The 10952-nt window shown below is 69.3% G+C and carries 9 protein-coding genes; 4 read left to right on the forward strand and 5 right to left on the reverse strand.

Annotated elements, in window-relative coordinates; translation table 11 throughout:
- Positions 1–13 precede the first annotated feature (13 nt).
- From ODJ79_RS32780 to ODJ79_RS32795, 4 genes are all read right to left on the reverse strand, one after another.
- The gene (locus ODJ79_RS32780) at positions 14–871 is read right to left on the reverse strand and encodes a class I SAM-dependent methyltransferase (RefSeq protein ID WP_263027503.1); all 858 of its coding nucleotides are present in this window, start codon (positions 869–871) and stop codon (positions 14–16) included.
- A gap of 16 nt (positions 872–887) precedes the next feature.
- Positions 888–1232: a VOC family protein gene (locus ODJ79_RS32785; protein WP_263027504.1), complete on the reverse strand. Its 345-nt coding sequence runs from the start codon at positions 1230–1232 to the stop codon at positions 888–890.
- 1 nt (position 1233) lies between these two features.
- Entirely contained in the window at positions 1234–1410 is a 177-nt protein-coding gene (locus ODJ79_RS32790) for a CopG family transcriptional regulator (protein ID WP_263027505.1), read from the reverse strand.
- Between the two features lie 142 nt (positions 1411–1552).
- The gene (locus ODJ79_RS32795) at positions 1553–2911 is read right to left on the reverse strand and encodes a DUF1996 domain-containing protein (protein ID WP_263027506.1); all 1359 of its coding nucleotides are present in this window, start codon (positions 2909–2911) and stop codon (positions 1553–1555) included.
- A gap of 279 nt (positions 2912–3190) precedes the next feature.
- Between ODJ79_RS32795 and ODJ79_RS32800 the strand changes: the two genes are divergently transcribed.
- Positions 3191–4552: an MFS transporter gene (locus tag ODJ79_RS32800; protein ID WP_263027507.1), complete on the forward strand. Its 1362-nt coding sequence runs from the start codon at positions 3191–3193 to the stop codon at positions 4550–4552.
- Positions 4553–4723: 171 nt separating this feature from the next.
- On the forward strand, positions 4724–5548 hold the full coding sequence (locus ODJ79_RS32805; protein WP_263027508.1) for a hypothetical protein: 825 nt from the start codon (positions 4724–4726) through the stop codon (positions 5546–5548).
- Positions 5549–5765: 217 nt separating this feature from the next.
- On the opposite strand, the gene ODJ79_RS32810 is transcribed toward ODJ79_RS32805, so the two are convergent.
- Positions 5766–6563: a hypothetical protein gene (locus tag ODJ79_RS32810; RefSeq protein WP_263027509.1), complete on the reverse strand. Its 798-nt coding sequence runs from the start codon at positions 6561–6563 to the stop codon at positions 5766–5768.
- On the opposite strand from ODJ79_RS32810, the gene ODJ79_RS32815 reads away from it, so the two are divergent.
- Positions 6556–8160, forward strand: coding sequence for a TolB family protein (locus ODJ79_RS32815; RefSeq protein WP_263027510.1), 1605 nt, complete (start codon positions 6556–6558; stop codon positions 8158–8160). The two genes, ODJ79_RS32810 and ODJ79_RS32815, sit on opposite strands and share 8 nt — an antisense overlap.
- Positions 8161–8480: 320 nt before the next feature.
- A partial coding sequence (locus tag ODJ79_RS32820) for a glycoside hydrolase family 3 protein (protein ID WP_263027511.1) occupies positions 8481–10952 on the forward strand: 2472 nt, incomplete at its 3' end.

The raw sequence follows: 10952 nt of genomic DNA on the forward strand, positions 1-10952 counted from the left end.
CGGCAGGTGGTGGTCAGGTGGTGGCGAGCAACAGGTCCTCTCCGCTCGACGGGCGGAGGCCGTCGGTTCGATCGGTGAAGTAGCGGTCGGCAAGCGACGATCCCGACACGTGCCGGGCGTCGGTGAAGCCGGCTGCGCGCGCCAGGCCGAGCATCTCCGACGGCGTATAGAAGCTGATGAACGGGGTTCCGGACGCCCGCGCGCCGGCCGCGCTCGCCCGCAGGCCGGGACGGTCGGCCTCGTCGAGAAGGTCCAGCGGCAGCAGGAAAGTCATGGCGAGCGTCGAGCCCGGCGCAAACCCGGCGATCTTGCGCAGGGTGGCCGCGGTGGCGTCCTTGGTGAGGTACATGGTGACGCCGGTGGAAACGACGACCGCCGGCCGGCCGAGGTCCAGCCCGGCAGCGGACAGGTGGGTCAGCCAGTCCGCGCCGTCCTCGAAATCGACGGGTACCAGCTGCAACCAGTGCGGAACGCCGTAGCCGAGCTCGACCAGACGATGCCGCTTCCAAGCCTGCGGGCCGGGCCGATCGACCTCGAAGATCCGCAGGCGGGCGGCGATCTCCGGCCGGCGCTGGGCGAAGGTGTCCAGACCGGCTCCGAGGATGACGTACTGGGCGACACCGCGGTCGGCCTGCTCGGCGATCAAATCCTCGACGAAACGGGCGCGGGCGACCATGGCGGCCCGGAAGGAGCTGGTGGCTCGCGGGTCCATGTCGGGGCGACGGCGCCAGTCGTCGCCGGGCGCGGCCAGGTGCAGGCCGATCTCGTCCTCGAGGACGTGCGGCGGCGGGTCGACCTGGACGTGCATCGCCCGCCAGAGGGCGGTCCGCACCGCGGTGTCGTCCGGGGCCCCGGTTCGCTCGTCTGCCACGACGTCTCCTCCGCGCTCAGCCCTTGGCGGGAGCCTGGAGGGTCCACAGACGCCCGTCGGGGTCGCGGACGGTCATCGCCCTGGTCCCGTAGTGGGTCTCCGCGAACGGCGTGACCACGTCGACGGCGGCGTCGGGGCGGAACGCGTCCGCGTCGGGCACCGTCAGCACGATCTGGGTCTGCGGCTCGCGGTCCGGGGGAATCTCGGCGATGAAGAGGTACGGCCCGTCGCCGTTGCGGAGCCGGCCGGAGTTGTGGTCGGTCGAGAACTCCAACTCGTAGCCCAATGCCTGGAAGAACCTCGCCGCCTTGCCCCAGTTGTGAGTCTCCAGGAACACAGCTTCGATTCCTTCGGTCGCCATCTCAGATCTCCTCCTCGGTTTGCTGTTCCGGCTCGTGCGGGTTGTCGAGGTAGGCGGTCAGCGCGGCAGCGACCAGCGCCGACAACGACATGCCCGACTCGATGGCGCGGTACTTGACCTGCCTGATCAGTCCGATCGGCAGGTACACGTTGAACTGCTTGACTTCCTCGTCACCCACAAGCCGATGCTAGCATGCTAGCAAGCTAGCGCATCTGCCGTGGGCCCCGATCCCGGCCGCCTTGAGGGCTGCCTGCCTGCCGGGTGCGGATCGGCCGTGTCGCCGCGGGGAGACCGCGGCGGCACGGCCGGGAGACGCAGGGTCAGAAATCGCCGTTGGTGTTGCACTTCGCCTTCTGGACCAGGCAGTTCTTCACGCGCTCGGACTGGGCGCGGTTGTCCCAGGCGAAGAACGCGTCGCCGTGCATCGACGAGGCCATGCCGGAGGCGAGGCGGAAGCCCGCCGCCGAGCCGCTCGTCGGGTAGGCGATCAGGAACGACAGGTTCGGGATCGCGACCGGATAGTCGCCCTTGCAGGTGCCGTCATAGCTGTACGAGACGTGCTGCTTGTGGGTCGGGCTGTCGAGGTGCTTGCCGTCCCAGCAGTCCTGGAAGACGAGGTGGAACATCAGGACGGCGGTCGAGGCGCAGATCGGCCAGTTGCCGTCGGCGCTGCGGCCGATCTCGCCGCCGGGGCCGGCGCAGTAGAAGGCGTTCACCGAGCCGGCGGGAGTGGGCGTCTGGAGCTTGGCGTCGCCGGCGATCATGCGGAAACCCTGGGGGAAGGGCTTGGTCGCCGAGGGGTCGGTCAGCCGGGAGCCGTAGTAGACGACGACGTCCTTGGGCTCGACGGCGCGGTCGTTCTCGTAGAGGGTCGGAATCCAGTACGCGGAAAGGTCCGGCGCGGGGCGGCAGCTGGTGCCCGCGTTGGCGAGCAGCGTGGCCGTCGTGGTGTACGCGTCGGTGTTCGCGTTGCCGAGGAAACTGTGCATGTGCGAGGCGCCGGGCATGCTCGGGAAGACGATCGGGTCGTCGGTGTGCGAGTGGCTGTACGCACAGGTCGCGTTGAACTCCGGTACGCGCACGGTGGTCGCCGGGACCGCCCGTGGCACGATCGAGTTGAACTCGGCGAGCTGCGCGTTCCAGGCCGCCTGGTCGATCGGGATCCAGCCCGGGCCGCTGTCCGCGGGTGAGCCGTCGCCGAACGAGAACCAGTTGATGTTGACGAAGTCGCCCCCGGTGGTGTTGCGCAGGACCGCGTAGACGGTCTGCGCGCCGGTCGGGTGGCTTGCGGTGGTGGTGGTCAGCGTGGTCCAGGACTGCCAGCCACCGGTAGCCGCGATCGCGAACTGGGCGAGCAGCGTCCCGGTCGTCGAGCCGGTACGCAGCTCGATGCGCCCGGTGCCGACCGCCGACGCCACCCGGGCCTGGACGGTCAGCGTGCCGGCGCCGCCCAGGTCGACGCCGTCGTACCGCATCCAGTCGCCCTCGGCGAGGTAGGCGGCGTTCTGCCCACCACCGGAGTCGGCGGTGGCCTCGAGCTGGACGCCGGACTGTGCGGCGTACGACTCGGCCTGGACGGTGAGGGTTGCGGCCTGCGCCGGGCCGGGCGGCACGACCAGGGTGGCGGCGATGGCGAGCAGGGCCGCGGAGAGGATTCGCATCCGTGGGGATGAATGCATGACGCTCCCTTCGGGGAGAGGGGACGTGGGTGCTCAGGAGTATCGGACCTGGGAAGCGCTCTCTCAACATCGGTCCTAATTGATCCCCACCATGTGCCGAAAGATGCGGGAACTCTCGGGAAGCGCTTCCCGACGACCTCCATCGACAGGCCCGATCTGCGGACTCCTCCCGCATGATCGCGGACATCGATGGGTAGAACGGCCGGATGAGCGATCAATCTCGTTTCCGGGACGCGTGTTGACGGGCCGTCGCTGCGAAGGGTGTCCGATGGCACGCTCATGACTTCCTCCGTACGCGAGCAGACCCGAACTCGCGCAGCATGGGCCCTGCTGGTGCTCTGCCTGGTGCAGTTCGTCGACGTCATGGGCGTGACCAGTGCAGTGGTCGCGATCCCCTCGATCATCCGCGGCGTCCACGCCTCCGGTGCCCTGGCCGCCCCGCTGGCCACGGCCTATGCGATGTTCTTCGGCGGCCTGCTCGTCCTGGGGGCGCGGCTGGCCCACAAATACGGCCACCGGCGGCTGCTGGTGGCCGGGCTGGTGGTGTTCGCGGTCGCCGGAGGCATCGGTTGGGCCGCCAGGTACGGATGGCAGCTCGTGCTGGCTCGATCGGTGCAGGGCACGGCGTCGGCGCTGACCGTGCCGGCCGCGCTCAGCCTGCTGCTGGCCACCGCTTCCCGAGCCGACCAGAGAGCACGTGCGCTCGGCTGGTGGAGCGCCGCCGGAGCCGCCGCCGGCGCGAGCGGTCTCTTCCTCGGCGGATACCTGACCGACACGGTTGGCTGGCGAGCGGTGTTCTGGGTGAACATTCCCGTTGCGCTCCTGCTCGGTGCCGGAGTCATCGTGTCGGTGCACGCCCGGCCGCAGGCGGACCGGTCCAGGTACATCGACGTGGTCGGCGCTCTGCTGCTGACCGCGTCCGTGATGGCGATGGTGTTCGGCGCCGCGCTTCTGCAGGAGCCGGCACACCGCGCCGCCGGTGCGTCGGCCGTTGCTGCCGGCGTCCTGCTCGCCGGGCTGCTCGTCCTCCGCCTTGCGCGGAGCAAAGACCCGATCCTGCCTCTGGGAGCACTGCGGCAGCCACGGCTCGCCGCGGGGTCGCTGGGCTCCTTCGTCAACACCGCGGCAACCAGTTCGACCGCGGTGCTGCTGACCATCCATGCGCAGGAGACCGCCGGGCTGTCGGCGTTGCAGGCGGGACTGATGCTGCTCCCGCTCAGCCTGTCCGTGGTGCCCGGATCCGTCCTCGCGGGACCGATCATGCGTCGCTGGGGCGCCCGCCGGACCATCGTGCTCGGCCTTGCCCTGCTGGCCCTCGGCAACGCCGTCGTCGCGCTCACCCTCGATGTGGTGGCCGGCACCGTGACCGGCCTGGCGCTGCTCGGCTACGGCCTGGGCACATCCTCCGTGGCCTGCAACGACCTCGGTACCAAGGTGCCCCAGGAGCATGTCTCCACGGCCACCGGCGTCCTCAATACGGCTGCACAGCTCGGCACCGCGCTGGGTGTCGCGGCCCTGATCCTGGTCGCCTCCGCCGAACCCGCCGCCGGCGGACGCGGATCGGTGATCGCGATGCTGATCGCCGCCGCCGGGGCCGTGGCGGCCCTCGCCGCGATCAGCCGCCGGCGTTCAAACGTATAGGTTGAGCCGATGCGTACGGAGGCGCGCTTTCCGTCGGTCGGTTCCGGGGCCGGCCACTACGAGAGTTTCTACGTCAAGGCGACCCGTCCGGGCGGTGGGCGGGCGGTATGGCTCCGCTACACGATCCACAAGCGGCCCGGTGCGGCCCTGACCGGCTCCCTGTGGTTCACGATGTTCGACGGCGACGCGCCCGCCCCGATCGCGGCGAAGGCGACGTTCCCACATGAGGCCGTGGAGGCTCCGCCCGGTGGTTATATCCGCGTCGGAGAGGCCTCCCTGGCGCCGGGCGCCGCGCGGGGCGCCATCGTGGTCCCGGACGTCGTGGTCCGGTGGGAGCTCACCTACGCCGGCCGCGCAGAGGTGTTTCGCCATCTCCCGTACGACTTCCTGTACCGCGCTCCGCTGCCCAGGACCAAGCTGCTCTCGCCGTACCCGGATGCCCGCCTCTCGGGCTCCGTGACCGTGAACGACGACACGTTCGTGCTCGACGAATGGCCGGGGATGATCGGGCACAACTGGGGCACCGAGCATGCCGAGCGGTGGATCTGGCTGCACGCCAACGATTTCCGCGGGGCCGACGGCTACTTCGACGCCGGCCTCGGCCGCATCAAGCTGGGACCGCTGACCACGCCGTGGATCGGCAACGCGATGGTGCGTCTCGATGGTGTCTCGCACCGGCTGGGCGGCCTCGAGCGAATCCGGTCGACGGTGGTGAAGGAGAGCTCCACCGCGTGCAAGTTCGAACTCAGGGGCGTTGACGTGCGGGTTCGCGGTCGCGTGTCGGCGGAGGCTCGGAACTTCGTGGGCTGGGTCTATGCCGACCCGGTGGGCCCGGAGCACAACACGGTCAACTGCTCGATCGCCGACCTCGAGCTCACGGTCGAACGCAAGGGTGAACCGCCGAGGACGCTCGCCTGCCGGGGAGCCGCAGCGTACGAGCTCGGCATGCGCGAGACCGACCACGGAATCGCGCTTCAGCCGTTTCCCGACGGGTGACGAGCGCCGGCGGGGCTAGGAACCGCCGGGCGACCCGGTCGTCCTGCATACCCTGGGCCGGTGCCGGCGTCGACGACGGTGCCGGATGGCGGTGACAGCGCTGCCGATGATGACGCTGCGCCAGGAGAGGGGATCAGCTGCGGCGCCGGTGCGCCGCAGCTGATCAACGCCGGCGTCGTCTTATGCCGGGCACCGCCAGGTTCGCCGGCTCAACGGGTCAGCTGTTCAGCGCGGAGAGTTGCTTGTCGGAGATCTCCTTGATGGTGCCTTCCGGCTTGGTCTGGGTCTTCTGCTCGCCGTACCCGGAGATGGTGTAGCTCCACTTCCCGGCGGGGGTGTCGCCGGCCTTGGGGGCGTCGATCACGAGGGTGGTCAGGCGACCCTGGCCGTCGAGGGCCGCGGTGAACGGCAGGGTGGCTGCGGCCGTACCCATCGCCTTGATGTCGTCGGAGTCGAGGAGGCTGTCCTCGGCCTCGATCTTGGTGGCGTCGATGGTGCCGGTGATGTTCTTGGCGTCGCCCTGCACCGTGGTCGCGCCCTTGATGAGGGCGTCCAGGCCGAGCAGGTCGGCGTTGGTCACGTCGATGTCGAGCCCGCCACCCTTCTTGACCTTGCTGGTGTCGACGTGGCTCCAGGACTTGCCGTCGCCGCCCAGGAAGGACTGGACCTGCGCGTCGCTCGAGCTGATCCGGACCCAGCGGTCCGGCGTGACGCCGATGAGCTCCATCGTGAAGGTGCTGCCCTCGGAGGTGAAGTCCATCTTCAAGGCACCGCTCTTGCTGGGCGCGTGCACACTGCCGGTCACCGTCATGTCCGGCGTCTTGACGGCGAGGGCGTAGTTGCCGGTCTTCAGCGCCGTCGTGGAGGCGGCCAGCGCGGTCTTCGCGTCGACCGGCGCCGTCGTCGCGCTGCCGGCGTCGGCCGAGCTGTCGGTGGAACTGCCGCAGGCGGTGAGGGAGAGGCTCAGCAGGCCGGCCAGGACGACGGAGGTCGCGGTTCCCCGTAGATTGATCATGGCCGCGAAGCTTAGACCATCATCTAATCAATGGTATCGACGGGTCGGCGCTCGACCCTCATCCGGAAACGGCCGCCGTACGGGCTTGTACGGACAACCCCGCCACGCCTTCCCGGCCGAGCTCGGTGGACCGATCGTCGATGGCACACGTCCGGCACCGACGGCCGGCCACGAAAGGATCTCCACCATGACGATGCGACCCGCACGGGCGCTGACGGGCGCGATCACCGGCGCCGCCCTGCTCGCCGCAGTGGGACTCACCGCCACAGCCGCATCCGCCCAAGCGATCCCCGTCGGCTCCGCAGCCGCCGCGCTTGCATCCGGGATTCCGGCGCACGCCGACGGGACCGCGGGGACCACGACCGCTGTCGCAGTCACCCCGGACGGTAAGCCCGACATGGACAGCAGCGACTCGTCCTCGGTGTCGGCCGATGGGCGGTACGTGGCGTTCCGGTCGGCGTCGAAGCGACTGGTCCCCGGCGACACCAAGCGCTCGTTTGACATCTTCGTACGGGACCGGCAGGCCGGTACCGTCGAGCGGGTCAGCGTCGATTCGGCCGGCCACCAAGGCAGCGGGGACAGCGATGCGCCGTCGATTTCCGCCGATGGCCGGTTCGTCGCGTTCAACTCCAAGTCGGCGAACCTGGTACCGGGCGACACCAACGGCTGGTCCGACGTCTTCGTCCACGATCGGCAGACCGGCACCACGGAGCGGGTCAGCCAGGGCACGGGCGGCGAGGAAGCGAACTGGGACAGCTTCAACCCGAGTCTCTCCGCCGACGGTCGCTTCGTCGTGTTCGAGTCGGCCGCCACCAACCTGGTGGCCGGTGACACCAACGACGTACCCGATGCGTTCGTCGTCGACCGGCAGACCGGCCGTACCGAGCGGGTCAGCGTCGATTCGTACGGGCGGCAGGCGACTGACATCGTCACCCAGAGCTCGATCTCGGCCGACGGCCGCTACGTGGCGTTCGTCTCCGCGGCCCCCAATCTGGACCTGCGCCCGGACACGAACCACGCCGCCGACGTCTTCGTGCACGACCGCTCCACCGCCGAGACCGAGCGGGTAAGCCTGACCGCGGCCGGTACCCAGGCCTCGGGGCCCAGCCTGGTCGCGCGGATCTCGGGCGACGGCCGCCACGTGGCTTTCGAGGCCGACGGCAACCTGGTCCCCGACGACACCAACAACCAGGCCGACATTTACGTCCGCGACCTGAACACCGGTGCACTGACCTGGGCCAGCCGCGAGGAGTTCCGGCGACCTACCGAGACCCCGGGTCGCACCCCGACGGTGCGGCCCGCGATCTCCGCCGACGGCCGGTTCGTCGCGTTCACGTCCGGCCAGCACGGGCTTGTTCCGAACGACGGGAACGGCCGGTGGGACGTCTTCGTCCGAGACGTGCAGACCGGCGGCATCGAACTGGCCAGTTCGGCCGACGACGGCACGCAGGCGACGGGTGAGAGCCGCGATCCGTCGATCTCCGCCGACGGCCGGTTCGTGGCGTTCACGTCGTATGCCCAGAATCTGGTGCCCGGCGCGGACGATGAATCCGACTACCTCGTGCCGCACGTCTTCCTGCACGACCGAGGCAACTGACGCGACACCGCCGAACCGTTTGCGTAACCGTTATAGTACTGCTGATCAATTGACGCCGGTCTATCATTGGCCGGCCAGCTCAGCGGTTCCACCATCGTTGTGGACCGGTTCAGCTACAACCCCCTGGCGATCGAAGGAGGTGACGGGCGACAGGCGGCGGCTCACCGGGCCGTGTGGCAGCGGGACAGCAGTTCGGATCCATCGAGAGATCGGAGTTCGCCACCTTGGACAGGGGAGACCTTCACATGGTGAAGACCAGTTCTGCGTCCTCGCGAGGGAGGAGGCACGGCCGAGGGGCCAGAAGTCCAGGGCGCGGGGTCTTGGCGCTCGGACTGGCGTGGGCTGTGGCGGTGGGCACGCTGGGCGCGTTGGCGCGGCCGTCCTCGGCATCCGCCGAGGGCACGTCGGCGGACAAGAACACATCGGCGTCCGCGGAGGGCACGCCGGCGTACAAGAACACCTCGCTGCCATTCAGTGTCCGTGCGGCGGACCTGGTCTCGCGCATGACGCTGGAGGAGAAGTACAACCAGCTCATAGCGATGCAGCCGCATGCGACCTGGCGTCCGAAGCCGCATGCGATCGACCGGCTCGGCGTGAAGTCGTACGGGTACTGGGGGGAGGCGAATCACGGGATCTACTTCCCGACCATCCCCGGCAACAACAACTACACGCAGTACCCGCAGAGCACCTCGATCGCCTCGACGTGGGACCCGGCCATCACGCAGAAGATCGCCGGCGGTATCGCGGACGAGGCCCGCGTCACCTACAACACGTCCTGCCCGCCGGGGGTGGCGAATCCCAGCCCCGTCGGTGGCGCCTGTCACGGCCTGACCTACTGGTCGCCGAACCAGAACCTCAACCGCGATCCCCGGTGGGGGCGGGCGGACGAGTCGTACACCGAGGATCCTTTCCTGGCCGGTCAGGTGGCCGGCGCCTTCGTGACCGGTATGCAGGGCAACACCGTGTCGCGTCCCGACACGATTCCCGCCCGGCCGCGCGACTACGTTCAGGCGGTCGCCACGCCGAAGCACTACCTGGCGAACAATTCCGAGGCGAACCGCGACTTCGGTACGTCGAACTTCACCGAACGTACGATGCACGAGTATTTCCTGCCGCCCTTCGCGGCCTCGGCCGGCAAGGCGGGCGCGCGGTCGCTGATGGTCGCCTACAACGCCCTCAACGAGGTGGAGGACTACACGACGGACTACCCGTCCGCCTCGAGCTACCCGACCGTGTGGAGCCCCCGCGACAACGTCACCCCGGGCGGCACTCCCGGGACGCCGGCCGCGGCGAGCCGGTACTCCCTCGAGACCATGCTGCGCCGGTCGTTCGGCTTCGACGGGTACGTCGTCTCCGACTGCGATGCGATCACCCGCGTGTACGGAACGGGAACGCAGGGACACTCGTGGCATCCGGTCCAGCTCGGCGGTCAGACGCAGATCGACAAGACCCTCGGCAACGCGTGGGCGCTCAAGGCCGGCACCGACCTCGACTGCTCGGGCGGTGACTACCCGACCGCGACCGGACTCCCGGCGGCTCAAAGTCTAGGCTTCGTCAGCGAGTCCGACGTCGACATCGCGCTCGTCCGCGCCTTCACCGCGCGGTTCCAGTTGGGCGAGTTCGATCCCGTCGGCTCGGTCCCGTGGAACAGCGAGTCCTACTCGCTGTCGGCGGGCGGCGATCCCGATGTCAAGCTGGCTTCGCCGGCGCACCGTGCGGTCGCGCACGAGTCCGCCCTCGAGGCGCCTGTGCTGCTGAAGAACGCCGGCCGGACGCTCCCGTTCGCGGGCGCGACGACCGGCAAGACGGTCGCCCTGGGGCACGTGGACTCGCTCAACGCGTTCCAGTCCGGCTCCTACTCCGGGCCCACGGCGGTCAACACCACCTTCGCCCAGGCGCTGGCCGAGCGTACGGGGTCGCCCGCCTCGTCCGTGACCGCCGGCTCCAGCACGCCGTTCCGGTCCGACCACCTCGCGGTGTTCCCCGATGTCCTCGACGCCAACGGCACCAAGATCACCACCTCGCTGTGCGCCAGCAGCCCCTGCGATCCCGTGACCGACGCGGCGCCCGCCGAATACCAGATCTCCCAGGCCGACAACGTCGTGGTCTCCGTCGGCCAGCGGAACAACGACGGCGGCGAGGGCACGGACCGCGCCACGGTCGCCCTGCCGCGCATGCAGGCCGAGCTGATCCGGGACTCGATCGCCCCGCTCGCCCAGAAATACGGCAAGAAGATCGTGGTGTGGATCCAGGCCAAGACCATGGTCGACGTCAGCGCGTTCAAGGACCTGCCGAGCGTAGGGGCGATCGTCTGGTCGTCCTTCAACGGCATGTACCAGGGCAAGGCCATGCCCGAGCTGCTGTTCAACGACGAGGTGAAGCTCGAGGACGGGCGTACCGCGGTGGCCAACTTCTCGGGCAAGCTGCCGCTGACCTGGTACTCCGACGTTGACGCACAACTCGGGCCGGCGGCCGCTCCGGACCTCGCGATCGAGGACTACCGGATGACCAAGGCGGAAGGCGCCAAGTGCGGCCGGACGTACCTCTACTACCAGGTCGGTCCCGCTTGCGCGGCTCCCCACTATGTGTTCGGTCAAGGTTTGTCGTACTCGCCGTTCGTCTACGGCACCCCGAGACTGTCTTCCTCGAAGATCACTCCCGACGATGCGGTGACGGTCTCGGTGCCCGTGTCGAACCGGGCCACCGGCAACCCGGGCAAGGCTGTCGTGGAGGTCTACGCCAGGGCTCCGAAGGGAGCCGATGGGAACCAGCGCCCGCTCAAGCAGCTGAAG

Origin of the sequence: Actinoplanes sp. KI2, from assembly GCF_025630775.1 — a bacterium.
Classification (GTDB): domain Bacteria; phylum Actinomycetota; class Actinomycetes; order Mycobacteriales; family Micromonosporaceae; genus Actinoplanes.